Origin of the sequence: Paraburkholderia caledonica NBRC 102488, from assembly GCF_000685095.1 — a bacterium.
In the GTDB taxonomy this organism is placed as follows: domain Bacteria; phylum Pseudomonadota; class Gammaproteobacteria; order Burkholderiales; family Burkholderiaceae; genus Paraburkholderia; species Paraburkholderia caledonica.
The window spans coordinates 266307-290315 of sequence record NZ_BAYE01000008.1; the positions used below are offsets into that span (position 1 = coordinate 266307).

The 24009-nt window shown below is 61.6% G+C and carries 22 protein-coding genes; 9 read left to right on the forward strand and 13 right to left on the reverse strand.

Annotation, left to right across the window (positions count from 1 at the left end):
* The first annotated feature begins 14 nt into the window (after positions 1-14).
* Positions 15-485, forward strand: coding sequence for a GNAT family N-acetyltransferase (locus BCA01S_RS18880; RefSeq protein ID WP_027778248.1), 471 nt, complete (start codon positions 15-17; stop codon positions 483-485).
* A 35-nt stretch (positions 486-520) separates the two neighbouring features.
* The gene (locus BCA01S_RS18885) at positions 521-871 is read left to right on the forward strand and encodes a DOPA 4,5-dioxygenase family protein (protein ID WP_027778249.1); all 351 of its coding nucleotides are present in this window, start codon (positions 521-523) and stop codon (positions 869-871) included.
* A gap of 22 nt (positions 872-893) precedes the next feature.
* On the opposite strand, the gene BCA01S_RS18890 is transcribed toward BCA01S_RS18885, so the two are convergent.
* Both BCA01S_RS18890 and BCA01S_RS18895 read right to left on the reverse strand, forming a co-directional pair.
* The gene (locus BCA01S_RS18890) at positions 894-1205 is read right to left on the reverse strand and encodes a high-potential iron-sulfur protein (protein WP_027778250.1); all 312 of its coding nucleotides are present in this window, start codon (positions 1203-1205) and stop codon (positions 894-896) included.
* Positions 1206-1268: 63 nt separating this feature from the next.
* Positions 1269-2006 carry a nitroreductase gene (locus BCA01S_RS18895; protein ID WP_042318898.1) on the reverse strand — a complete coding sequence of 246 codons (738 nt, stop codon included), beginning with the start codon at positions 2004-2006 and terminating at the stop codon, positions 1269-1271.
* Positions 2007-2211: 205 nt separating this feature from the next.
* Between BCA01S_RS18895 and BCA01S_RS18900 the strand changes: the two genes are divergently transcribed.
* Positions 2212-3207 carry an aldo/keto reductase gene (locus BCA01S_RS18900; RefSeq protein ID WP_027778252.1) on the forward strand — a complete coding sequence of 332 codons (996 nt, stop codon included), beginning with the start codon at positions 2212-2214 and terminating at the stop codon, positions 3205-3207.
* A 37-nt stretch (positions 3208-3244) separates the two neighbouring features.
* Here the strand turns inward: BCA01S_RS18900 and BCA01S_RS18905 are convergent, their stop codons facing one another.
* From BCA01S_RS18905 to BCA01S_RS18925, 5 genes are all read right to left on the reverse strand, one after another.
* Entirely contained in the window at positions 3245-3814 is a 570-nt protein-coding gene (locus BCA01S_RS18905) for a YbhB/YbcL family Raf kinase inhibitor-like protein (protein ID WP_027778253.1), read from the reverse strand.
* A gap of 42 nt (positions 3815-3856) precedes the next feature.
* Entirely contained in the window at positions 3857-4732 is an 876-nt protein-coding gene (locus BCA01S_RS18910; RefSeq protein ID WP_027778254.1) for an ROK family protein, read from the reverse strand.
* Positions 4733-4736: 4 nt separating this feature from the next.
* Positions 4737-6356, reverse strand: a complete 1620-nt coding sequence (gene zwf, locus BCA01S_RS18915) for a glucose-6-phosphate dehydrogenase (protein WP_027778255.1) — start codon at positions 6354-6356, stop codon at positions 4737-4739.
* An 88-nt stretch (positions 6357-6444) separates the two neighbouring features.
* Entirely contained in the window at positions 6445-9240 is a 2796-nt protein-coding gene (locus BCA01S_RS18920; protein WP_027778256.1) for an MGH1-like glycoside hydrolase domain-containing protein, read from the reverse strand.
* A gap of 51 nt (positions 9241-9291) precedes the next feature.
* Entirely contained in the window at positions 9292-11259 is a 1968-nt protein-coding gene (locus BCA01S_RS18925) for an amylo-alpha-1,6-glucosidase (RefSeq protein WP_027778257.1), read from the reverse strand.
* A gap of 212 nt (positions 11260-11471) precedes the next feature.
* Between BCA01S_RS18925 and BCA01S_RS18930 the strand changes: the two genes are divergently transcribed.
* Positions 11472-11783: a hypothetical protein gene (locus BCA01S_RS18930; protein WP_027778258.1), complete on the forward strand. Its 312-nt coding sequence runs from the start codon at positions 11472-11474 to the stop codon at positions 11781-11783.
* Between the two features lie 58 nt (positions 11784-11841).
* On the forward strand, positions 11842-14004 hold the full coding sequence (locus BCA01S_RS18935; protein WP_027778259.1) for a phosphocholine-specific phospholipase C: 2163 nt from the start codon (positions 11842-11844) through the stop codon (positions 14002-14004).
* A gap of 78 nt (positions 14005-14082) precedes the next feature.
* Here BCA01S_RS18935 and BCA01S_RS18940 read toward each other — a convergent pair whose 3' ends face one another.
* Positions 14083-15198 carry a succinylglutamate desuccinylase/aspartoacylase family protein gene (locus tag BCA01S_RS18940; protein WP_027778260.1) on the reverse strand — a complete coding sequence of 372 codons (1116 nt, stop codon included), beginning with the start codon at positions 15196-15198 and terminating at the stop codon, positions 14083-14085.
* 40 nt (positions 15199-15238) lie between these two features.
* Entirely contained in the window at positions 15239-16006 is a 768-nt protein-coding gene (locus tag BCA01S_RS18945) for a transporter substrate-binding domain-containing protein (RefSeq protein WP_027778261.1), read from the reverse strand.
* A 167-nt stretch (positions 16007-16173) separates the two neighbouring features.
* On the opposite strand from BCA01S_RS18945, the gene BCA01S_RS18950 reads away from it, so the two are divergent.
* The gene (locus BCA01S_RS18950) at positions 16174-17094 is read left to right on the forward strand and encodes a LysR family transcriptional regulator (RefSeq protein WP_027778262.1); all 921 of its coding nucleotides are present in this window, start codon (positions 16174-16176) and stop codon (positions 17092-17094) included.
* A 160-nt stretch (positions 17095-17254) separates the two neighbouring features.
* Positions 17255-18103, forward strand: a complete 849-nt coding sequence (locus tag BCA01S_RS18955) for an oxidoreductase (RefSeq protein ID WP_027778263.1) — start codon at positions 17255-17257, stop codon at positions 18101-18103.
* Here the strand turns inward: BCA01S_RS18955 and BCA01S_RS39460 are convergent.
* The 4 genes from BCA01S_RS39460 to BCA01S_RS18980 form a co-directional block, all read right to left on the reverse strand.
* A complete protein-coding gene (locus BCA01S_RS39460; RefSeq protein ID WP_084166885.1) occupies positions 18100-18516 on the reverse strand; it encodes a rubredoxin in 417 nt (138 codons plus the stop codon). The two genes, BCA01S_RS18955 and BCA01S_RS39460, sit on opposite strands and share 4 nt — an antisense overlap.
* 327 nt (positions 18517-18843) lie before the next feature.
* Complete coding sequence (locus tag BCA01S_RS18970; RefSeq protein WP_027778266.1) at positions 18844-20052, reverse strand: Rieske 2Fe-2S domain-containing protein; 1209 nt, start codon at positions 20050-20052, stop codon at positions 18844-18846.
* Between the two features lie 121 nt (positions 20053-20173).
* A complete protein-coding gene (locus tag BCA01S_RS18975) occupies positions 20174-21625 on the reverse strand; it encodes a glycosyltransferase family 2 protein (RefSeq protein WP_027778267.1) in 1452 nt (483 codons plus the stop codon).
* 52 nt (positions 21626-21677) lie between these two features.
* Positions 21678-22277, reverse strand: a complete 600-nt coding sequence (locus BCA01S_RS18980) for a cytochrome b (protein ID WP_027778268.1) — start codon at positions 22275-22277, stop codon at positions 21678-21680.
* 327 nt (positions 22278-22604) lie between these two features.
* Between BCA01S_RS18980 and BCA01S_RS18985 the strand changes: the two genes are divergently transcribed.
* Together BCA01S_RS18985 and BCA01S_RS18990 are read left to right on the forward strand one after the other, a co-directional pair.
* The gene (locus tag BCA01S_RS18985) at positions 22605-22808 is read left to right on the forward strand and encodes a DUF3562 domain-containing protein (protein WP_027778269.1); all 204 of its coding nucleotides are present in this window, start codon (positions 22605-22607) and stop codon (positions 22806-22808) included.
* Between the two features lie 114 nt (positions 22809-22922).
* A partial coding sequence (locus tag BCA01S_RS18990; RefSeq protein ID WP_027778270.1) for an NAD(P)/FAD-dependent oxidoreductase occupies positions 22923-24009 on the forward strand: 1087 nt, incomplete at its 3' end.

Genomic DNA, 24009 nt, shown 5'->3' on the forward strand with positions numbered 1-24009 from the left:
GGCGCCGCTCCGACATGTCCGACGACCACGCCGCGATAACCCTGCGCCCCGCCGTCGCGGGAGACGAGCCCTTTCTCTTCGAACTGCGCAAGACGACGATGACCGAACACCTCGCGCGTGTCGGCGAACCTGCGGACGACGCCGAGCATCGCGCGCGTTTGCTGCATCGTTACGACGCAGCGCGTGTCATTTGTGTCAACGGCATGCCTGCCGGCTTGCTCAAAGCGCATCGCACTGGTACTGAATGGCTAGTCGTTCAATTGCAGATCGCGCCCGCGCTGCAAAGGCGCGGCATCGGCGAACGAGCGCTCAGCACAGTGCTGCGCGCCGCCGACGCCAACGCATTGCCCGTCGCGCTCAAGGTGCTCAAAGGCAACCCGGCACAACGTCTATACGAGCTCGGTTTTGAAATCGTGGGCGAGGATGAAAGACAGTTTCACATGAGGCGCGCGCCGCGCGCGTCGGCGGAAACTGAAGCAGAATAAATGGCGGATAACGACTGACACACCACAGGCTCGGCATGACTCTTCGTGACACTTCCGTGATTCAAAGCTGGCACGCGCATGTCTACTTCGATTCCGCGACGCGCGACAGCGCCTGGGCGTTCCGTGAGCAGATCGAAGCGCGTTGGCATGGCAAGCTACAGATGGGCCGTTTTCACGAACGCCCGGTCGGGCCGCACCCCATGTGGTCGTATCAGATGGCTTTCGCCCACGAGCAGTTCGGCGAGCTGATTGGCTGGCTGACGCTCAATCACGGCACGCTCGACATTTTCGTGCACCCGAATACCGGCGACGCGCTGCGCGATCACCGCGACGCCGCCGTGTGGATCGGCCGCTCACATGAGCTTCTGCTCGCCGCGTTGATCTGACGAATGCGCGGCTGCCTGCGGCTCACATGTTCGTGTACGAACTGCACCAGCCGCGCGCGGCGACCTGCTTGTCGCCGAACAGCGTGCAGCCGCCGTATGCGTCGGTAGCCTTGCCCTGAAACAGCGAACATGTCGCGCAATTCTGGCCCGCTGCGTATTGCGGATACTTAGCCTTGTCGACCTTTGACACGTCGTCTTTGTAGCCGAGCGCCCGCGCCTGCGGATCGGCCTCGCTGAGTGCGTTCGCGCCGCCGGCAAAAGCCGCGCGCGAAATCATGAGCGATGAGCCTGCGCTCACGCCCAACAATAAAAAATGGCGGCGCGATGTTTTCATTATTCGACTCCTTTGTACGTAGTGGGACGCGCCTGAACCACAGGCCGTTTTATCGTCAGGCGTTCAATCGAGGAACCGCGTGAATCGTTCAACCGGTTCCCGTTCGGAGCGCAACGCGTTGACCGGCGCGTTTTCGTCTGCGAAGCCGAGCGACATGCCGCACACCAGTTGCTCCTCGGGCGGCAGATCGAGTTGCGCTGCGATCACCTGATGAAACGGCGTGAACGCGGCCTGCGGGCAGGTGTCGAGGCCACGCCCGCGCGCCGCCGTCATGATGGCTTGCATGAACATGCCGTAATCGAGCCAGCTGCCGCGCTCCATTACGCGGTCGATGGTGAAGAAAAGACCCACGGGCGCGCCAAAAAACCGATAGTTCTGCGCGTGCTGTTCATGCATGCGCGCCTTGTCGCCCTTTTCAATGCCGAGCAGTCCGTACAGATCCCAGCCGATCTTGCGGCGGCGGTCGATGTAAGGAGACACCCATTCCCGCGGATAGTACGGATATTCCTCGCGATACAGCGTGTCGCGCTCCGGATGATCGTAAGCCGCCAGCAAGGCCTGCGACAGACGCGCGAGCGAGTCGCCCGTCACCACATAGACCTTCCACGGCTGCGTATTGGTGCCGGAGGGTGCGCGGCTCGCCACTTCGAGAATCGCCTCGATGTCCGCGCGCGGCACCGGCGTCGGCAGAAATGCGCGGATCGAGCGGCGCGTGACGAGCGCGGCATCCACCACGCTTGTCGCTTCGCTTGCGTTCTGGCTCGTGGCGTGGTTCGTGACTGTGGCGGCTGGGCGTGTCATCGTCGAAATTCCGGTTGAAGCGGCAAGCAATGCGCTGCACGATTCTAGCGCGAGCGGCCATTTTCAAGCGGCCAAGTGCGCAGCTTACGTTTGCAATGCATGGCTGTGCGCCTGTCAACGCAACTATCGTTTTGCGTTTATCCTCTTCGCACGCTTCTTGCCGTATTCCCTATCGCAACCCGTTCGTTCAATTCCGGAGTTGAGCATGCAATACCGCAAATTCGGCCGCACTGGCCTGACGGTTTCCCGCTTGTGCCTCGGCACGATGACCTTCGGCCTGCAGACCGAAGAAGACGCTTCGCGCCGCATTCTCGATACTGCCGCCGACGCCGGCGTGAATTTCATCGATACGGCCGACGTTTATCCGCTCGGCAGCGAGCACAGCGACGCGGGACGCACGGAGGAGATCGTGGGCCGTTGGCTGAAGGGCAAGCGCGACCGCTTCATTCTGGCCACGAAGGCAGTTGGCAAGATGGGCCCTTCGGCATGGGACCAGGGCGCGTCGCGCAAGCATCTACTCGATGCAATCGATGCCTCGCTGAAGCGTCTCGGCACTGACTATGTAGACCTCTATCAACTCCATTCCGACGACGCGGACACTCCGCTCGACGAAACACTCGAAGCGCTGGACGTGATCGTTCGCTCGGGCAAAGCACGCTACATCGGCGTATCGAACTTTCTCGCGTATCGGCTCGCGCGTGCGCTGGGTCGCGCCGATGTATTGCGCGTGGCGCGCTTCGTCTCGGTGCAGCCGCGTTATAACCTGCTGTTCCGCCAGATCGAACGTGAACTGCTGCCGCTGGCCGCAGAGGAGCAACTTGCAGTCATGCCGTACAACCCGCTCGCGGGCGGCTTGCTGACGGGCAAGCACAAGCTCGATGCAGCGCCGCCGTCGGGCCGCTTCACTGAAACCGTCGGCAAGGCGGGCGCCATGTATCAGGAGCGGTACTGGCATCAACGCGAATTCGAGACGATCGAGCGGCTCAAAGCGATTGTCGAGCCGACCGGCGAGTCGCTAACCCGCATGTCGCTTGCGTGGGTGCTGGCAAATCCACTGGTTACGTCGGCGATTATCGGCGCGAGTCGCGCCGAGCAATTGAACGATACGTTGGCGGCGTCCGAACTCGTGCTGGATGCCGACATCAAGCAGCAGCTCGACGAGGCCAGCGTCGAATATCGATGGGGCGACGCAGCGCGCTAAACGTGCCGGGTGATCGCTGGCTGCAAGCCCGTTGCGATCATCGCCCGTATCGAAGCACTGTGCTGGTTGCCGCAATCACGTGATCTTTCATCGCGGCAAGCAGCGCGTCTCTCGTCAAGCCGGCCGGCAAGGCGTCGGGCGCGAGATCAAGTGCATAGACCTGCACAACGTAGTGATGCGGCACCTCGCCGACCGGCGGGCATGGTCCGTAATAACCCGTGCCACCGGTGCGATTCGTCCCACCGACACTGCCAGGCGGCAGTGCGGCTCCCGCGCCTAGCGAGGTAACGGAAGGCGCAATGCCGTATAGCACCCAATGCACGATGCCTAAACCCTTCGCGCCGTCGGGATCGAAGATCGTCACCGCATAGCTTTTCGTGCCTGTGGGCGAGTTGTGCCACTGCAATGCCGGCGACACGTTGCCGCCGCCGCAGTTGTTGGCGCTGGCCGCGTGAGTCGATTCGAGTGTCGCGCCGTCGGCCAAACCCGGCGACGTCAATGTGAACGCGTCAGCCGCATTTGCAACAGCCACGATGAAGGCGAGCATCATACCCACGCCGGCAGACATCAGACGCCGCGCAGTGCCAACGTAAGCCCTTCGAATCATTACTGCTTGCTCCCGGCTATTCGCCATTGACGTGAGTTCGAACTATTCGAATTTGCCAACGCGTGCATTCGCTTCGGGAAGCTGCCGCGTTTCGCGCACCGACCGTGGATGCCATAGCCGCGCGCCGCCTTCAATGCCCGCATCGTTCGAAACCGTCGCCACGTTCGGCGGCAATTGGAATGTCAGGCGTGCCGCGTTACCGCCGCCGATCCACAACTTGTCGTAATTCACCAGCGATTCGAGAATTCGAATCACTTTTTCAACGCGCCGATTCCAGCGCTTATTCCCAGCTTTTTCGCGCGCGGCGTCGCCGATGTACTCGTCGTAAGCGACGCCTTTCTTGCTCACCGGATGGTGCGCAAGTTCCAGATGAGGCATCAGCTCGCCGTCGCGAAAGAGCGCCGTTCCCGCGCCGGTGCCGAGCGTCAGGACGAATTCAATTCCTTTGCCTTCAATTGCGGCGAAGCCTTGCATTTCGGCGTCGTTGATCATGCGGACCGGCAAGCCGCCTAGCCTTTGCGCGAGCAGATCGGCAAGCGCAAAGTCGTGCCAACCTTCCACGCCGAAATGCGGCGCCGTCAGAATACGGTTGTTGCGGACCACGCCCGGAAAGCCGATTGACATCAGCGCGGCCGGCGCTTTTGCGACCAGCGGCTCCACGAGTTTCGCCAACGCATCGACAAGTTGATCGGGCGTACACGGGTGCGGTGTCGCGACACGCAAGCGCTCGGTCTGCATCTGGCCGTCCGCGTCGATAATCGCCGCTTTCAGGCCGGTGCCGCCGACGTCGATTGCAAGAATCCGCTCGTCACTCGTTGCTGCTTGTGCAGCTTCAGCCTGCTTTGCGGCCTTTGCCGCCTTTGCCGCGTTTGCTTTAGATGTCGCCACGGTTACCCCGTATGTGTGGTTGTGCTTCATGGCATTACTTCTTCTGGACCGCGCCCGCTTTCAACGGACGCCACGCGCGGCCGTCGCGCGCCAGCAGCGCGTCTGCTTCGGCGGGCCCTTCGCTGCCGGCCGCATAGCCGTGCACCGGGACCGCGCCGCCCGCTTTCGGATGCAACACATCGTCCACCGCGCACCAGCTCGTTTCGATGCTGTCGGCGCGCTGGAACAACGTCTCGTCGCCGAGCATGCAGTCGTACAGCAGCGTTTCATAGCCTACGTTCGCGCGTTCCGCGAAAAAATCGCCGTAATCGAACGAAGACTGTACCGGGCCGATCTGCATTACGGGACCCGGCGTTTTTACGTTGAAGTCGAAGCTCGTGCCATGCGCAGGGTCGATGCGCAAAGTCAGCACGTTAGGCGTAAGCGCATCGACAGGCGTGTCGCGGAACAAACGAAACGGCACGGGCTTCAGTTGCACTGAAATTTCCGTGCGACGCGCGGCGAGCCGCTTGCCCGTGCGCAGATAAAAAGGCACGCCGGCCCAGCGCCAATTTTCTACGAACACGCGCGCGGCGGCATACGTTTCAGTCGTGCTGTTCGGCGCGACATCCGGCTCCTCACGATAACCCACGCCTGCAGCGCCGCTTTCGTATTGACCGAACACGACGTCGTTCGGCGTCAGCGGCAAGATGGCGTCGAAAATTTCGGCCTTTTTATCGCGCACGGCTTCCGCATCGAATGAATTGGGCGGTTCCATGGCAACCATGCCGAGCAACTGGAACAGGTGGTTCGGCACCATGTCGCGAAACGCGCCGGTCTGTTCGTAGAACTTGCCGCGCCCTTCCACGCCGATTGTTTCCGCCGCCGTGATCTGCACACTGTCGATATATTCGCGTCGCCATACCGGCTCGAATAGCGCGTTGGCGAAGCGCACGGCAAGAATGCTCTGCACCGTGTCCTTGCCGAGAAAGTGGTCGATGCGATAAATCTGCGATTCCTTCGCATATGAAAGGATATGCGCATTCAGATCGCGTGCTGTTGCAAGGTCGGTGCCGAACGGCTTTTCGATCACGATGCGGCGAAAGCCATCGCCCTCTTTGAGCAAACCCGCCTCGCCCAGATGCTCGACGATCGGTTTGAAGAAACGCGAAGTGACCGCCAGATAGAAGATCACATTGCCGCCCGGCGCCTCAGCGAGTTTCTGCTTGAGCTGCGCGAAAGTGTCGGGTGTCTCGAACTCGCCGGCCATATATTCGAGGCGCTGCGCGACCCAGTCCCACGCGTTGTCATCCAGCTTGCCGGCGTGAAAGGTGCTGGCCTTGTCGGCAGCGAATTTTTGCAGCGACTGGTGCAGGTCTTCCCGCCACTCGGCCGTCTCCCGCGCGCCGTGATTGACGCCGACAATCTGCATGCCGTTGTCGAGCAGGCCGTCTACCGCGAGGTTGTAAAGCGCGGGCATCAGCAGGCGCTTCGTAAGGTCGCCGCCCGCGCCGAAGATCACCAGCGTGCAAGGCGGCGCCGGACGTTTGCCCGCAGGCGACGGCGGCTCACCGTGCGGGTTCGCACTGACTTTGCAACTGCGCGCCACAGCAGCGTTGTCGTTAGCGTCTGCGTTCGAAGGATCAGCGGCTTGAGGATTCGGTGTAGTCGGCATGGGATTCACTTGGAAGAAGCCAATGAAACGGACGTGGCGATACTTGAAAGACCACGCCCGCAGCCACACAGTTCAAAACGATAGCGCGCTATTTGACGGAACTTGTCGCCAACGCAGACGCCGTTTCAGGCTCGACCTCGCGTGCCGGTGCCGGCGGCGCAGTCGGAATCGGCGCGCGCCCCGCCTCGCCAGCGCGCGGCACGCTGCCGGAAGCGGCCATGACACGCGGCTGCAACAGCAACGCTACGAGTCCGCTCCAGCCTGTTTGATGCGAAGCGCCGACGCCGCGCCCATTGTCGCCGTGGAAATACTCATGGAACAGAATCAGATCGCTCGAACGGGGGTCAGTCTGCAGCAAAGGATAAGCGCCCATTACCGGACGCTCACCGTTCTTGTCCTTCAGGAACAGCGTGGTCGCGCGGCGCGCGAGTTCGTCGGCGATTTCGCACAGCGAGAACTTCTGGCCCGAACCAGTCGGATATTCGACGCGGAATTCGTCGCCGTAATAGCGGTGGAATTCGTATAGCGATTCGATCAACAGATAGTTGACCGGCATCCACACCGGACCGCGCCAGTTCGAATTGCCGCCAAACACGCGCGTGTCCGATTCGGCCGGCAGGTATTTGACGGTAAAGCTGTTGCCATTGTGGTTGAACACGAACGGATGATCGCGGTGGTATCGGGACAGCGCGCGCACGCCATGATCGGAGAGGAATTCGCTCTCGTCGAGCGCGCGCCGCAAAAGCGCTTTCATACGATGCCCGCGCAACACAGACAGCAGCAGCGCGTTGCCCTTGCCCGGCTCGTCCCAGCGAGAGACCAGCTTTGCGAGGTCTGGACGATGCTTGAGGAACCAGACAAGCCGATCCCGCAATCCAGGCAATTGACCATGCAAACGCTCTTCGAGCACGTGCACGGCGAAGAGCGGAATGAGCCCGACAATCGAGCGTACACGCATGGGAACGCTGCTGCCGTCAGGCAGGCGCAGCTTGTCGTAGAAGAATTCGTCCTCGCTGTCCCACAGTCCGGTATCGCAGCCGTCGTCGCAACTCACGGCCTGCGCGATGTACAGGAAGTGCTCGAAAAACTTCACGCCGATATCGACGAACACATGGTTCGCATACGCAAGTTCGAGCGCAATGCGCATCAGGTCGAGCGCGTAAGCGGCCATCCACGCGGTGCCGTCCGCCTGATCGATGTGACCGCCGGTTGGCAACGGCGACGAACGATCGAAGATCCCCACGTTGTCGAGACCGAGAAAACCGCCCTGAAAAATGTTGTGCCCGTCGGCGTCCTTGCGATTCACCCACCAGGAAAAATTGAGCAGCAGCTTATGAAAGATCAGCTCGAGGAAGTCGCGGTCTGGCTTACCCGTGAGCGCAAGGTCGATTTCATACACGCGCCACGCGGCCCATGCATGCACGGGCGGATTCGCATCGCTGAGCGCCCATTCGTAAGCGGGCAGTTGTCCATTTGGATGCTGATAGCGGTCTTTCACCAGGAGCAGTAGTTGACGCTTCGCAAACGCTGGATCGATCAGCGCGAACGCTGCTGCATGAAACGCGAGATCCCACGACGCGTACCATGGGTACTCCCATTTGTCCGGCATCGACACGATGTCCGCGTTGCACAAATGCATCCAGTCCGCGTTGCGTCCACGCTTGCGTCCGGCCGCGGGCTTTGGCTGCAAAGGATCTCCTTCCAGCCAGCGATGCACGTCATACCGGTAATACTGCTTCGACCACAGCATGCCCGCGAGCGCCTGACGCTGCACGAGGCGCGCGTCAGCGTCATTCATGTCGTGCTGCAGCGCGCCGTAGAATTCGTCGGCCTCCGCAATCCGCTTCGCAAAGAGTGCATCGGCGTCGAGAGGCACTGCGTCGGGGCTCGCTTCCGGACGCCAACGCATGTAGACCACCGCGCGGCCGTGCGGAGCGAGTTCGATCGGCGCATGTGCGCCGGCTTTCGTGCCATGCTCGCGACGCACCGCTTGCTGGTCGCCATGCACCAGGTAGTCGTTGAAGCCGTCTTTGAACGGACCTTCGGCCTCCATGTCGAACAGACGCTTCACGTTGGTGTCGTTCTCGCAGAAGAGCCACGTGACTTGCGGCACGTCGTTCGACCAGGCCGTGACGACGATCGGCTCCTGTCCATGCTGATGACCGATCAATTGCGCGTGGCCGTTATGGTCGGTGCCCGCAACCAGCGAAGGTTTGTCCGTGTTCTCTTTCCACGACCACGAATTGCGCGCCCAGATTTGCGGCAGCACATCGAGCGACGCTGGCTCATCCGCGCGATTCTCGATTGTCACGCGCATGACGATGTCGTTCGGCGCATGCTTTGCGTATTCGACCTGCACGTCGAAATAGCGCAAATCGTCGAACACACCGGTGTCGAGAATCTCGTACTCGGGCATGTCGCCGCCACGTCGCGCGTTTTCCTCGATCAGATCCTGATACGGAAAAGCGTTGTGCGGATACTTGTAAAGCATGCGCATGTATGAATGCGTGGGCGTACCGTCGAGGTAGAAGTACAACTCCTTTACGTCCTCGCCATGGTTGCCTTGCGCATTCGTGAGACCAAAGAGCCGCTCCTTCAGGATCGGGTCCTTGCGATTCCACAGAGCAAGCGACACGCACCAGCTCAGCGTGTCGTCGCCGAATCCGGCAATACCGTCTTCGCCCCAACGGTACGCGCGGCTGCGCGCATGGTCGTGCGGAAAGTAGTCCCAAGCTGTGCCGTCCGCACTGTAGTCCTCGCGCACGGTGCCCCATTGGCGCTCGCTGAGGTACGGTCCCCAACGCTGCCAGTGGGCGCAGTCCGCCGAATGCAGGCGTGAGCCTTCAGTGGTGTCTAACAGATTGGCAGCGCGCAGCGGTGGCATGACAGCGTCCTTGCGTCGGGCTTGGCGGAGAGACACACATCGTAGCGCGGTTTAAGCGCCGGTGCGATCCAACCCGGCAAGCAGATGCTCCATCCGCAGCAGTTCTCCAAGCGACCACGCCTGAAACGGTGTGCCTGCGGGGGCATGCGGCGCGTCGCCGTCGGCAATTTCGGAAATGTGATCGAGACCGGCGTGATCGAGATGAGTGTATAGCGGATCGAGAAATCGTGTCTGGGCCTCCCCGCGCGCGTCTGGTGAATTGTCTCGCACGCGCAGCCAGGCCTCGACGAACGGCCCGAGCAGCCACGGCCACGCCGTTCCTTGATGATAGGCGTCATCGCGTTCGTAGGGCGCGCCACTGTAGCGGCCGCGATAAGCGGGGTCCGACCGCGCGAGCGTGCGCAAGCCGAGCGGCGTGAGCAATTGCGCTTCGACCTGATCGACCACCGCGCGCGCCGCCGCGCCTTCGAGCAATGCAAAAGGCAGACCGCCGACCGCGAAAATCTGATTCGGGCGAATCGAGCGGTCCACGGTGCCGGTTACATGATCCACGTCGACATTGTCGAAAAGCGTTTGCGTGGACGGGTCGATGAAGCGTTTAACAAACGCTTGCAACGCCTGCTCGGCCGGCGATTGCCATTCTTGGTTCCAAGTTGCTGCAATGCGCAACGCGTTGATCCACAGCGCCTGCACTTCCACCGGTTTGCCGATACGCGGCGTCACGACGCAATCGCCGACCTTCGCGTCCATCCACGTTAGCTGCATGCCGGGCACGCCCGCACATAGCAGACCATCTTCCGCAGACGCCTTGATGTTGAAACGCGTACCTTGCGTATAGCCCGCGAGGATCGTTTCGACCGCTTGCTGCAGACGCTTTATGGTTGCGGCGCTGGCATGATTCGTCGCCAAATAGTCGTGCACGGCGACGATAAACCACAGCGATGCATCGACCGAGTTGTATTCCGGTGCATCGCCGTAGTCGGGAAAGCGGTTCGGCAGCATGCCCTCGGACAATGTTCCAGACCATTCGAGCAGGATCGATTCGGCAGCGTCGAGTCGGCCTGTTGCAATCAGCAAGCCGCGCATTGCGATAAACGTATCGCGGCCCCAGTCGGTGAACCATGGGAAACCCGCGAGTATCGTGCGGCCTTCGTTACGCTGCACCACGTAGGCATCGGCGGATCGTTGCAGACGCGAGCCGAAGGCAATACGGCGTTGTTCTTCGACGCCGGCCAGCTGATCGGCATCGCTCGTTGCCACAGGGTGTGCGGTCGTTGGGTTCGACGCGCTGAGGATCATCACTGCTTGCGCCTCTGCGAGATCGAAACTGAAAACGCCGGGCGTTCCCAGATCTTCGCTGAAATCGAGCCCGCGCTCGCGCTCCCGAACGTAGCAGAAGTTGCGATACCAATCGGGAGCATGCGTGTAGACGCCGTTCGTCGTCGCATGAATACGCGGCCGATCTCCATACGGTTGCCAGCTTACGCAACCGGCGTTACTGCCGGTTTGAGCATTGAAGTCGAACGCGGCGTTCTCGTGATGCAGCGCGTGATAGTCGCGGCCCGACAAAAGCGGCCTCACTTTCAACGTGAGCCCACTTGCTTGCGATGCTGTTTGCGTACGCTGCCACCTCCAGCGCAATACCGTTTCGCACGTCGCCTTGCTGACGAACACTTCAGCTATGACAAGGATTTCCGCATTGAACTGGAAGCGCCATGTCGGCCAGGGTTCTGTGGTGAAGTCGAGCATGTTCGCCGCAGCATCGGGATAGACCACATCGGGTACATAGCGTTGCATGCTGAGTGGATAACGCTCCCCCTGCGCTTCGAGCCATGCTTCGATGCCGTTCACGAGCACGATGCGGCCGCCCGGCGCTCGCGTGGCGCTCAACAGCAACGCGTGGTAACGGCGCGTGCGCAGCGTGCCCACGGTTCCTGATGCGAAGCCGCCGAAGCCGTCGGCTTCAAGCCATTCGTCTTCAAGACGCGTCATGTCGAAAGGTCGTTCAATGCGTGTCATGGCGTGAGCACTCGTGCAAGGCGGTTGCTATGTTTCGGTGTGCTTGAACGTCAAGCCGATGGCACTAACGTGTCCATTCTCCTACTTATCACTTTCCGGTTCCTTTCGAAGAACTCACAAACGCGAGTCATTTTTCCCACTCGCAAACGTTTCACAATTATTTCTTGAAAGGGTTGGAGACTGCATCCGCTCTCACGAAACTGGATGCAGACATGAGAAGAGACAAACGCCTCGCTGGCGCGCTGTTCGTTGCGCTCGCAACGTTAGCGCTAAACGGTTGCGGCGCGGATGATTCCGCGTCGAGTAATGCGTCTTCATCGCCGGGCGTTGTCGCGAATAACGCGGCGAGTCCAGCGGCATCTTCGCCGACATATCCCCCCGACGCTTCGGCGACGCTCGCGGCGGACCCCGTCCTCGCGTCCGACGCGATCACGCAGAACATGCAAGCCAGCCTCGCCGCCGACAGCCAGCAAGTGGCGCCCGTCATGCATTACGCACCCGGCGACAGCGCGAACAGCAACTGAGCGATTCCACCGGCGCGCGCGGCGCGCTATTCTTTCCCCCCGCAGAAGGTGATATTCGATGACATCAAATAGCCGTCGCCGTTTCCTGCAGACCGTGGCTTCTTCCGCCGGCGCTGCCGCCGCGCTGACCGCGCTGCCTGAGTCGATCCGCAATGCGTTGGCCGTTCCCGCGTTTTCGCACACGGGCACCATTCGCGACGTCGAACATATCGTCGTGTTCATGCAGGAGAACCGCTCGTTCGACCACTACTTCGGCCACTTGCGCGGAGTGCGTGGTTACAACGACCGCTTCCCGATCCCGCTGCCGAGCGGCAAGCCGGTGTGGTATCAACCGTCGAAGGCGGACCCGACGAAACCTGTGCTGCCGTTTCATCTGGATACGTCGACGACGAGCGCGCAATGCGTGGGCGACCTCGATCACAGCTGGTACAAAACGCATGCGGCGATCGACGGCGGCCGCTATGACCAGTGGCCCGCCACCAAGACCGATATGACAATGGGCTACCACCTGCGCGGCGACATTCCGTTTCACTACGCGCTCGCCGATGCGTTCACCGTATGCGACGCGTACTTCTGTTCGCTGCCGGGACCGACGCACCCGAACCGCTCGTATCTGATGACCGGCACCGTGGACCCGACCGGCAAGTTCGGCGGGCCGCTGCTCGATAACAACGATTGGGTGGACGGCGACGGCCCGCCGAACTATCAGTTGCTGTCCTGGACCACGTACCCCGAGCGCCTGCAAGCCGCGGGTATTTCGTGGCAGGTCTATCAGCAAGGGTTGACCGGCTCCGATCCGTTGAATGGTAATTACGGCACCAACATCCTGCAGAATTTCAGCAACTTCATCAACGCGCAGCCGGGCTCGCCGTTGTATGAACGCGCGCAGACGGTGCGCACGATCGACGATCTGAAAGCCGACGTGCTCGCCAACAAGCTGCCGCAAGTTTCGTGGTTGTGCCCGCCGGCTGCCTACTCGGAGCATCCGCAATACACGCCTGCATATGGCGCCGAATACACGTCGCAGATTCTCGATGCATTGACGTCGAACCCGGAGGTGTGGAGCAAGACCGTGCTCTTCATCATGTACGACGAGAACGACGGCTTCTTCGATCACATGGTGCCGCCGCAACCCGCGACCACGCCCGCGCAAGGCAAGTCCACGGTCAGCACCGAAGGCGAAATTCACAACGTGGTCAACCCGGGGCGCGGCGGCAGCTATACGGCCGACGGCCTGCCTTACGGCCTCGGCCCACGCGTGCCGATGACGATCGTCTCGCCGTGGAGCAAGGGCGGTTTCGTATGCTCTCAGGTGTTCGATCACACGTCGGTGATTCGCTTCATTGAAACGCGCTTTGGTGTGTATGAGCCGAACATAACCGCATGGCGTCGCGCTCTGTGCGGCGATCTGACGACGGCGTTCGACTTCCGCACGCCGGATTCGAAAGTGCCGCCGCTGCCCGACACGAGCAACTACAAGAGCATTGCCGACAACCAATGCGCGACGCAGCCCAAGCCGACCGTTCCAGCAACGCCGGGCGCGATCGACCCGCAGGAAGGCGGCATCCGTTTCGCGCGCGCATTGCCGTACGAACTGCATGTGAACGGCCAGGCCGACGCGAAGAAGAGCACGTTCGAACTCTCTATCGGCAACACCGGCGATCAGGGCGCGCACTTCTATGTGTACTCGACGAACCGCACGGACGGTCCGTGGCGTTACACCGTTGAAGCAGGCAAGTCGCTCAGCGAGTCGTTCGATCTCACGACGACTAACGGCGCATATGCATTCGAAGTGTTCGGCCCGAATGGCTTCGTGCGCAAGTTCGCGGGCAACGTTGCGGCAACCGCGCAAGGGGCAACGCAGGCATCGCAGTTTGGCGCGGGGCATCACAACGGGAAACCCGCTCAGCCCGAAGTGAAGGTGCAATACGATGTCGCGAACGGCAACGTGTTCCTCAAGTTCAGCAACAAGGGCGGCAAGCTCGCGCGTTTGACGGTGACCGACAACGCGTATGGCGCGCGCCCTCGCCCGGTGCTGGTGCCGGCCGGAGCGCATATCGAAGAGGCGTGGGTGCTCGCGGCGAGCCATCACTGGTACGACTTGACGGTGACCAGTAACGACGACGAGAGTTTCTTGCGCCGCGTTGCAGGCCACGTCGAAAATGGCCGGCCGAGTATTAGCGATCCGGCGGCGATCGCGCCGGTGCTGGTGGCGAATTAACAGCGTATGAAGCTGAGACTTCGGCTGGCCGCGTGTTGTCTGCGCGGCTTGCCGAAGTCATCTTGCATGCTGGTGTAACTACGCCCCTAACAACACGCCTGTTCTGAACGGCCGCGCTCCTGTCACTCGCCCCAGCGGCGCGCCCGCCGTCACGAAGCGGATCGCGCGACGCATATAGAACACACCTTCCGTGTGACTCGTGAGCGTGGTCGTTTCGTCGGTTAATGGATCGACGATATCGAACAACGGCTGCCCCACGTAAATCGTGTCGCCAATGTTCGCGCGATGAATCAGAATGCCGCTCACTGGCGCATAGAACTGCTCACTGCCCGCAAGCGGCGTGGCAGCCGTCAACAGCGGCGGCAGCGGCTTCGCATCGAGTCGAATAGCTTTGCGCCACACGAGATAGTCGACGATCGCGTCGGCATCCTGCTGTGCGGCTTCGTAGGTAACGTCGCGCTGGCCGCGGCACTCCACCGTTACGGCAATCGCGCCGTTGGGCACCGGCTTGTCGGCGGGCATTTCCTGCTGCAATTGCCACCACAACAGGCTGTGCGTTTCGTCAAACGCCTCGCCGCCCGAGTTGGTTGCGAGCAACGAGGCCTGTGCGCCAAGATAGCGCGCGAACGGTTCGAATTGCGGCCACGCCGCCTCGCTCGTGTACAGATGCATCGCGGCTTCGAGCGAGCAGTGCAGATCTATTACGACGTCCGCATCGCACGAGAGCTTGAGCATTGCCAACTGCAAAGACTCGAATTCGGTCAACGGTTTTTGTGCGGCCAGTTCCTCAGCAATCAACCGACGAACAATGCGCACGTTTTCCGCCGCGTCGGCACCTAGCGCTTCGCGAGCCCGCGCAATCAGCTTGGGGAACTGCAGGAAATACCGGTTGAAGTTCTTGCCGCTCGCGAGATCGAAGCGCCCTAGAAACTGGCCGAGTATGTATTGCCCGAGTCCAACCGGATTGGCCACCGGCACGAGCACGATCTCCGCATTCAAGACGCCCTTCTGTTCGAGTTCCACGAGACGCCGTTTCAATAGAACCGTGGTCAGCATTGCCGGCGTTTCGTCGGCGTGCAGCGACGACTGAATATAGATCTTTTCTCCGTTGCCAACCGGGCCGAAGTGAAACGACACCAGTTCGCGGTGCGTGCCGATAGCCGGCGAAAGAAGCGGATGCGATTGCCTGTTCATGAGTGGAAAGCTTTCGGTTGAAGAGCAAGACGCGTGGGCATCAATTGCCGTATGGGTCGAAGTCGAAGTACTTCTTTGCGATCTGCGCATAGGTGCCATCTTTCAACATGGCGGCAATCGCCGCGTTGATCGACGCCTGTATCGCCGTCTCGTCCTTGCGCAAGCCGATGCCCGTGCCGCGATCGCCCATTGAAAGCGGTTCGCCGACAAACGCAAAGCCCTTGCCGGCCGGCATGCGCAGGAAACCGAAATCCGCTTCGACGGAGCCGAGCAATGCGCCGTCCAGGCGTCCGTTCTGCAGGTCGGCGAATACTTCGTCCTGGCTCTTGTATGCGACGACATGCGCGCCGAGCGGCACCCAGTGGGTAAGCGCATAGCCTTCGAACTGCGTGCCCGATTGCACGCCGATCTGTTTGCCGGAGAGCGCTTGCAGGCCCGCGGCGAGCGGCGAGCCTTGCCGTGCAATTAGCCGCGATTTGAATTGGAAGAGTTTCGACGTGAAGAGTATCTGCTGCTCACGCTTTTGCGTGATGGCCATCGAGGACAGAATCGCGTCGATCTTGCGTGCCTGAAGCGCCGGGATCATTCCCGAAAATTCTAGCTCGACCCATTGGCAACGCGCCTGAATGCGGCGGCAAATCTCGTTGCCGAGATCGACGTCGAAACCTTTGAGGCTGCCGTCAGGCGCTTTGGAGTCCATCGGCGGATAGCTCGGGTCAATGCCCAGGCGCAGCGTGTTGGACTCAGCGGAAAACGCGCCGAAGCTAAACATCAGCGCGGCGCCGAAGATCATCAGCGGAAGTTTCATGGGAGCGGAAAGGTCGAGTGGACGGATCGTGGCCAGGTCATCGTATGCCGGCGCCGCGCTTCACAAAAGTCCCGTTCCGACTATCATGATCACCTTTGCCGATCACAGACGCGGCCTGCGCGGTGCAGTACCTTTGCCACCCTGCGAACTACCACACGGACGTTCATATGGCGTTGACCATCTCGCAACTGCGAGCCTTCAAGGCAGTAGCCGAACATGGCAGCCTGCGCGCAGCCTCGCGCGCGTTGGGCGTCGCGCAAAGCGGCATCACGCAGCAGTTGCAGAACCTTGAATCGATCCTGGGCGCCACGCTGTTTATCCGCACGAATCGCGGCATTGCGTTGACCGCGCTGGGCCAGCGGCTGTTGCAGCGCGCTGGCGCGATCATCGGCGAATGCGAACGCGCCGAGCAGGAAGTGCAGCAATTGCGCGGCGACTATGCGGGCGAGGTTACCTTCGGCATGACCACCGAGCCGCTCGTCGATGCATTGGCGCCCGTGCTGATGGATTTCCGCACGCGCTTTCCGCACGTCGCGCTGCATCTGCGCACCGGCACCTCGCGCATGATGATCTCGTGGATTCGTGAAGGCACGTTGGACTTCGCGGTCGCCCTGGTGTCGAAACATACCGATACAGCGGATCTGTCCGTCGTACCGCTTTATCCGTCCGACCCGGTCATTGTCTGCCGCAAGGGTCACCCGAAAGCCGGCGCGCGAACGCTCGCGGAACTCACCGGCTGCGCGTGGATCGCAACGCGCTCACCGAATCTTACCGACGATCCGCAAGTCAACCGCCTGAGCCATCTGTTCGAAAGTCATGGCTTGCCGCCGCCTGAAATCGTCGCGACCGTGGAAGGCCTGTACGAGACCTTGCACCTGGTGGGCGCCACGGATTGCCTGTCGCTGGAGTCGTCGATTGTCGCGAAGCAGGGGCCTTTTGCGAGTGCGCTCACCGTGATCGACGTCCGCGAGCGCGCCATCGAGCAGACCGTCTGCCTGCTGCAGCGCGCGGCCATTCCTGTCACGCCCGCCGCCCAGGAACTGGCGACCATGATCGCCTCGTACACACGTACCGTGAGAGCGCGTTGAACGACGCCACTTGCGGCGCGGGGGCCGAGGCGCTCCACAGCAAGACCGTCGACCTACGACTACAATCAGATTCCCCTGCCCGGCGCAAGCAGCATTCAAAGCGTTAGTCAAACGAAAGGCGCAAGGCAAAGTCGCAGACCATCAACAGGAGTTTTCCCACATGATGAATCGAGACAATCCCGTCTGGCTAATTACAGGTTGTTCGACGGGCTTCGGGCGCGAACTCGCAAAACTGGTACTCGAGCGAGGCTGGCGCGCCGTCGTTACCGCGCGCGACGAATCTAAAGTAAAAGACATTGCCGAGCCGCACGGCGAGCGTGCGCTCGTTCTGCCGCTCGATGTCACGAACCGCGCGCAAATCGCAGACGTCGTCGCACAAACCAGGCAACGTTTCGGCCGCATCGACACGCTCGTGAACAACGCAGGTTATGGCTACCTGGCCGCGATCGAAGAAGGTGAAGACGACGAAGTGAGGGCCATGTTCGAGACGAACGTGTTCGGTCTCGTCGACATCACGAAGGCCGTGTTGCCGGTCATGCGCGAGCAGCGCAGCGGCCTGATCGTCAACGTATCGTCGATTGGCGGTCTCACGAGTTTTGCCGCAACCGGTTACTACCATGCGACGAAATACGCGGTGGAGGGCTTATCGGAATCTCTCGCGACCGAGGTCAAGCCGCTCGGCATCGACGTGCTGATCGTCGAACCCGGCCCGTTCCGAACCAACTGGGCCGGTCCGTCAATCAAGCAATCGGCCACCGTGATCGACGACTATGCGGCCACCGCCGGCGAGCGGCGCAAGCAGACCGAAGCGCGTAGCGGTAACCAGGCCGGCGATCCGGTGCGCGCGGCGCAAGCGATCATCGACGCGGCGCTGTCGGAGCGCCCGCCGCTGCGTTTGTTGCTCGGTAAGACCGCGCTCGAACTGGCGCGCAAGAAGCTCGACTTCATGCGCGGCGACTTCGACGCGTGGGAAGCAACTACCGTGGGCGCCGATTTCCCCGACGCCTAGAACTCGACCAGTGCGAAGTCTTCCTTACCCACATCGCACAGCGGGCAGCGCCAGTCGACGGGAATGTCGGCCCAGCGCGTGCCCGGCGCGATGCCGTCTTCGGGCAAGCCTGTGGCTTCGTCGTAAATCCAGCCACAGATCACGCAGACCCACTGCTTGAAGTCGTCCGCCGAAGCGGCGGTGACGGCCGCAGAGTCCAGCCTGCCTTGCTGTTGCAAGGCGGGCGTGTGGTCCAGGCTGACAACGAGCGGCGCCTGCGTGCCCGAACTGTCCACGGCGAAACGCGCTTGCAGGCTTGCCAGCAACCGCTGCGCTTCGTCTTGCGTCAAATCGATCCAGTAGGGGTCGCCAGCGTTGTCGTTGAGTCGCTCGGGAGAAAACTGGATTTCTAGCGCCACGCCCTTCTTGTACATGAGGGCGTTACACCAGCAGATTGAGCAAAATGGAAGCGATCAGCCCGGCGGCGCCGATGATGCCGAGCAATTGAAGGAGAGTGAGGGGTTTGCGCGATGCAGTGCGGAATTGTTGCGTAGTCACAGAGCGGTCTTTGGAAATCAAAAAAGCGAAATGGTACACGGGTCGCGGTGCGGCGAATGCCGATCTGCGCAAACCTGCGCGTATCGGTTGCCACCCGCTTGCCACCCGGTCGCCATTATCGCCGGTCGACCGCACCGGATTACTTACGCGATGGAGATGAACTAATTCGCGGCGAGGCGGAAAAGCCGCCTGCCGCTCGCCGCTCAGGTTTTCGCGAGCGGGCTGCCGCTGCGTGAGTCCCAGAAGCGGATAATTTCCGTGTCGCCGGTGCCCGCACCAACCACCTGACCCGGCGCGCCGCTTTCGCGCAGCAACGCGCGTAGTTCGTTGATGACCGGAAACACTTCGTGGTTCCAGTCGGCGCCTTGCGAATCGTGCGCGCGTTGCTCAGCCTCGACGATCTCGCGGTCTTCCTTGAAGATGCGCTCAGTGAACCACACGAGCAGCGGCCACGCGAGATTCAGCACGCCAGGAACGCCCGGCTTGCGAATGGACAGCAGCCCGAAAGTGCGGTTGGTGCGCTGCTCGCGATCGAGCGGCACGTACACGATCCACAGGTCCATGACGAGCGTCTGCTCGGACGTGCGAATCTGCAGCGTCTGATACGGATACTCGGTGCGGATCGTCATTACGTCTTTGTCGTTGTCGCCGCCCGTTTTGCGGCTCTGGCCAAACACGATCGCTTCGCCGATTGGCTGCTGACCGGCCATGCGCGCAAACGTGTAGTCCACTTCGACCCAGCCTTCGCCGCGCCGCCGCCCGAGCGAACGCGCGCGCATCTGCCCCATCTGGCGGCGATGCAGAAACTGATGGTTCATGTCCATCAGGTTCTCGTGCATGAACGAGTAGTGGCAATTCACAGGACGGCCAAAGCGCCGAGTCTTGTACTTCTTGTCGGACACGGAGCCGAGCGTGGGCAGCGGGCGAATCTCGGCCATTGCCGGGTCGCCGGGAAATACGAAGATCAGGCCTTCCACTTCGCGGCACGGATACGAGCGCACGCCATTCGGCAAACGCTCGCGTCCAAGGTACGGCACGTCGATGCACTTGCCCGAGCAGTCATAAGTCCAGCCGTGGTAGCCGCAACGAATCGACTCGCCATCGACCACGCCCTGGTGCAACGGCACCTGACGATGCGCGCAGCGGTCTTCAAGCGCGAAAACTTTGCCGGATTCGGTGCGCGCGAGCACGATCGGATCGCCCGCGAACGTCACGCCATGTGTCTTGCCACGCTTTACTTCGTGTGACCACGCGAGTGGATACCAGTAGTCGGGATGAATGCCGACGCGGCGCAGGTCGCGGACCGGCGCGCCGTTGGCCGCCTGGCCCAGCGTGGGAGCGGCTTTAGGCGATGTCGCATGCGTTGAGGACGCCTCGACGGTGTCTTGTTCGAGCGGGGGAACAGCATGCATAGTGTAGAGCCTCCGTGCACGTGCGGATAAAGTAGGCGGCCACATTCGCGCGGCCGCAATCGTCGTCAGTCTACTCGAACCGGGGACGGCATGGATTGGGCGGGGTCAAAACACCGCGCCGCTAGGTCTCGTCGCGAGCCACGAGCCCCGTGCGGCGCTGCTCGCCCCACGATCGCCCGCCGCGCAGGAAATGCAGCCAGCCGAGCGCCGCGCCGAGGTGCCGCAGCAGCTGGAAGGTGAAAGGCTCGGCGACGGCAGCCAGCATCGCCATGCCCATACTGGAGCCGCTGCGCTTGCCGGTCCAGCGCCGGTAAAGATGGACGCTCCACAGGTAAAAAGCGAGGTCGATCGCTGTTTTCAGGCCGATTACACTGAAGATCGACACGACGATTGCGCCGTGCCTGCCGAACACGAACGCGAGCAGCAATCCGAAAGCGGTCAGGCCGTAGATGGGTTGCATGGTATCGAGCGCCTTCACAGGCAGCATCAGCATGCCGAGCGTTCCATAACGGCGATTGCCGGTCATGTCGCGGTTCCAGTACTGCGTTTGCAGGAAGCCGGCGAACCAACGCCGCCGTTGTCGCAGGAAGCTGCCGAGGTTGTCTGGCGCATCGGTTTGCGCATGCGCGTCGCCGACCACTCGCACGTCCCAGCCGAGGCCGTGATCGACCGAATAGCGGCGCAGCCGGTGTATCAGTTCGTAGTCTTCGACCAGACACTGCGGATCGAAGCCGCCGACGTCGAGCAGCGCGTCGCGCCTGAAAGATGCGAAGGCGCCCGACACCAGCAGCAGACTGTCCGCGCGCATCCACGCAAAGCGCGCGATGAAATTGCGCATGTACTCGTAAGTCTGGAACCATTGCAGCACACGGCCAGACGCGGACTTGCCGCAAACCGGCACCAGCAGCCCGGCGGCGGCGACGAGCTTGGGGGCGCTTGCGAAAGCGGCGCGCATTGCGTAAGTGGCGTCGTCGTCGAGAAGCGTATCGGCGTCGACCGTCATTACGATGTCCGTGCTCATCACGGTGATCGCGGCGTTCAGCGCGCGCGCCTTGCCGCCGTGCGGCATGCGCAGCCAGAAGAGATTGGGATGCAGCGAACTGGGCGCGCTCAACTTCCCCTCGGCCGGCGCGACGAGGCCGAAGCGTTCGGTGAGCAGCGCGTGCGTGTGGTCGGTGGAGCCGTCGTCGGCAATCACGATTTGCGCCGGGCCGTGAACCTGCCGCAACAACGCCGCAATGGTGACAGGCAGCACCGCGGCCTCGTTATGCGACGCGACGACCACGCCGATGTCCGGCAAGCTGCGCCGATCGTAGTCAGGTTCGAGCGGCGCCGCGCGACGCATGAGCGGCAGTGTTTTCCATGTGACGAACGCGAGCAGCACGGTGTCGTAGATTACGTAGGCGATACCTGTGGACCACGCAACCACGCCATGCAGAAAGAACGCACGCGCGAACAGCAACAGCCACACGGCGACGACGCTTGCATGAATCAACGTGCTCGAAAGCGTCGTGCCACGCGACACGATACGGGGCGATGCAAGCGCGAACGCCTGTTCCAGGTTCTGTTTCAAGGTAGCTGCGAGCCGGTCGTTGCTGCGGTTTGGAGAATGAGCGAAACGGTGCTCAGGGCATCATGCGCTTCAGAACCGACTTCCGATCGATCCACTGGTGCTTCAGCGCGCCGCCGATATGCATGGCGAGCAACGCATACAGCGCGTAACCCAGCCACGTATGCAACGCGCCAAAGCGGTCGTGCAGCGTTTCCTTCAGCGCGGGATCGAGGTTCATCACGTACCCGATACGCGGCCACGGAAACAGATCGAACAGACGCATCGGATGCGTGGCCGCGTCCTTCCATGCGGAATCGTGCAGCCAGCCGGAAAGCGGCAGCCCGATCATCAGCAGATACAGCAGAAAGTGCGCGAGATGCGCGGCGACTTTCTCCCACGACGGGAACTCCCGCGGCAACGGCGGCGGCTTGTGCGACACGCGCCACAGAATGCGCAGGAGCGCGAGACCGAGCACCGTGATGCCGATGGACTTGTGTGTATTGATTACCGGGCGCACCCAGTCGTCGGGTAGCGAATCCGCGCTCAGAGCGAGCGCGACGTTGCAGATGATCAGCAGCGCGATAAGCCAGTGCAGCGTGATCGCAGTGCGCGTGTAGCGAGAGGGCGCTGACGGTCCGGCCTGGTTGCTCAATGGTTCGGCGTGGATATTCATAAGTGGTGCGGCCTGAGAGGGGAACGTTGCAAAGCTTTCTATTGGCCGCTGTTCAGCGGCGTGCCATTCACGAGACAAGAACCCCTGAGTGTGCCGTTTTATTCCGAAACCCGCATAATGATCTGTTTCCGATTATTTCAAGCGGCCCTCGGCGTCGGGCGTTCGCGCCAAGTCAGCGAAATGCGTACCGCAAGAAAAAAATCTCTGTGGCAGATGGCGCGCGATAGACCGATTCAATTGGCGGCGGCGAGAATCACGTCCTCTAATAAAAAGCCGCGTGCATCGCCGCACTCGCCCGTTCAACCGCTGCCAGTCTGGAGAGAATCAATGTCTCAGCCCGAGCCAAATGTGGACGAAGTGGTCAGAAGCATTGCCGAGGAAACCGACACGCCGCCGGAAACCGTCTCCAGGATGTATGCCGACACGTTGGCCGACTATCGCCACGACGCGCGAGTGTTCGATTATGTGCCGCTCTTCGCGGCCAGGAAAGTCCGCAACAAGCTTCGCGACGCCTCGCATCGAAAGCATTGAAAGCGCGTTGTTTATGCAATACCAATTGTCGGCTGAATTGACTTCGATACGCTCAACGCAGCAATTATTTTCCCGCAGTAGACTTGATCCGGTTTAACCGACCGGAGGATTGGTATGCGGGTGGCAATTGTTGGCGCTGGAATCGTCGGCTTGAGTACGGCGTGGTCGCTCACCAAGCTGGGGCATGACGTCACGTTGATCGAGCAGGGCGCAATCCCCAATCCGCTTGCCGCTTCGCGCGACGCGCACGGCATGATTTGCCGCGCCCATGACGGTGCCAACGGCCATGCGGAAACGATCGCTGAAATGTTCGATAGTTGGGACATGCTGTGGGACGACCTCGGCGTGTCCCATTACGCAAACTGCGGCGTGCTCGGCATATCGCAACTCCCGGGAGACAGCGGCGAGCAATTGCGTATGAGCTTGGACCGCGTGGGCTTCCAATACGAACGGCTCGACGCCAACGAAGCCGCCGAGCGTTACCCATTCCTCGACGCCGCCACGTTTCGCTTCGCGTATCTCGATCGTGACGGAGGCGCGCTGTTCTGCGCGCGAATCGCACACGACATCAAAGCGTGGCTCAGGATGCGCGGCGTCGACATTCGCATGCACACCAAGGCGGTTGCAATCGATGCGGCGACGGCACTCGTGCATATCGACGACGGCACCGTGGTCCAGGCGGATCGGCTCGTGGTAGCAACCGGTGCGTGGACGTTGCGGCTCCTTCCCGCGCTTGCCGACAATCTCGCGATTCGCCGCAATCTCGTCGCCTATCTGACGCCGCCCGCAGACCTGGAGACCGCGTGGTCGAATGCACCGGCGATCGTCGACATCGGCGGTCCGAGCAATGGCTATGCATTGCCGCCAATCGATGACGCCGATCTGAAGTTCGGCGCGGGCGCACTGAAGAAACCGGTGCCTGATGCCGAAACCGGTCGCACTGCGGCGCCCGGCGAAGGGTACCGCTTGCGTCAACTGTTCGCGCCGCCGTTTAGCCGCATCGACGAATACACGGTCACCGAGGTGGAAAGCTGCGCTTACACGTTCGCGGCGGACCAGCGGTTCTTTTCAAAGCGCGTCGGCAAGACACTCGTCGTGTCCGCCTGTTCGGGACACGGCTACCAGTTCGGCGCGGCGGTAGGGCTTCGCGTCGCCCACGCGGTTCAGACCGATGACGACGCCACGCTCGAGCAATGGCTCA

Coding starts and splice junctions, on each gene's coding strand:
- BCA01S_RS18880 (WP_027778248.1), top strand. CDS start 15: ATGTCCGACGACCACGCCGCGATAACCCTGCGCCCCGCCGTCGCGGGA.
- BCA01S_RS18885 (WP_027778249.1), top strand. CDS start 521: ATGACTCTTCGTGACACTTCCGTGATTCAAAGCTGGCACGCGCATGTC.
- BCA01S_RS18890 (WP_027778250.1), bottom strand. CDS start 1,205: ATGAAAACATCGCGCCGCCATTTTTTATTGTTGGGCGTGAGCGCAGGC.
- BCA01S_RS18895 (WP_042318898.1), bottom strand. CDS start 2,006: ATGACACGCCCAGCCGCCACAGTCACGAACCACGCCACGAGCCAGAAC.
- BCA01S_RS18900 (WP_027778252.1), top strand. CDS start 2,212: ATGCAATACCGCAAATTCGGCCGCACTGGCCTGACGGTTTCCCGCTTG.
- BCA01S_RS18905 (WP_027778253.1), bottom strand. CDS start 3,814: ATGATTCGAAGGGCTTACGTTGGCACTGCGCGGCGTCTGATGTCTGCC.
- BCA01S_RS18910 (WP_027778254.1), bottom strand. CDS start 4,732: ATGAAGCACAACCACACATACGGGGTAACCGTGGCGACATCTAAAGCA.
- zwf (WP_027778255.1), bottom strand. CDS start 6,356: ATGCCGACTACACCGAATCCTCAAGCCGCTGATCCTTCGAACGCAGAC.
- BCA01S_RS18920 (WP_027778256.1), bottom strand. CDS start 9,240: ATGCCACCGCTGCGCGCTGCCAATCTGTTAGACACCACTGAAGGCTCA.
- BCA01S_RS18925 (WP_027778257.1), bottom strand. CDS start 11,259: ATGACACGCATTGAACGACCTTTCGACATGACGCGTCTTGAAGACGAA.
- BCA01S_RS18930 (WP_027778258.1), top strand. CDS start 11,472: ATGAGAAGAGACAAACGCCTCGCTGGCGCGCTGTTCGTTGCGCTCGCA.
- BCA01S_RS18935 (WP_027778259.1), top strand. CDS start 11,842: ATGACATCAAATAGCCGTCGCCGTTTCCTGCAGACCGTGGCTTCTTCC.
- BCA01S_RS18940 (WP_027778260.1), bottom strand. CDS start 15,198: ATGAACAGGCAATCGCATCCGCTTCTTTCGCCGGCTATCGGCACGCAC.
- BCA01S_RS18945 (WP_027778261.1), bottom strand. CDS start 16,006: ATGAAACTTCCGCTGATGATCTTCGGCGCCGCGCTGATGTTTAGCTTC.
- BCA01S_RS18950 (WP_027778262.1), top strand. CDS start 16,174: ATGGCGTTGACCATCTCGCAACTGCGAGCCTTCAAGGCAGTAGCCGAA.
- BCA01S_RS18955 (WP_027778263.1), top strand. CDS start 17,255: ATGATGAATCGAGACAATCCCGTCTGGCTAATTACAGGTTGTTCGACG.
- BCA01S_RS39460 (WP_084166885.1), bottom strand. CDS start 18,516: ATGTACAAGAAGGGCGTGGCGCTAGAAATCCAGTTTTCTCCCGAGCGA.
- BCA01S_RS18970 (WP_027778266.1), bottom strand. CDS start 20,052: ATGCATGCTGTTCCCCCGCTCGAACAAGACACCGTCGAGGCGTCCTCA.
- BCA01S_RS18980 (WP_027778268.1), bottom strand. CDS start 22,277: ATGAATATCCACGCCGAACCATTGAGCAACCAGGCCGGACCGTCAGCG.
- BCA01S_RS18985 (WP_027778269.1), top strand. CDS start 22,605: ATGTCTCAGCCCGAGCCAAATGTGGACGAAGTGGTCAGAAGCATTGCC.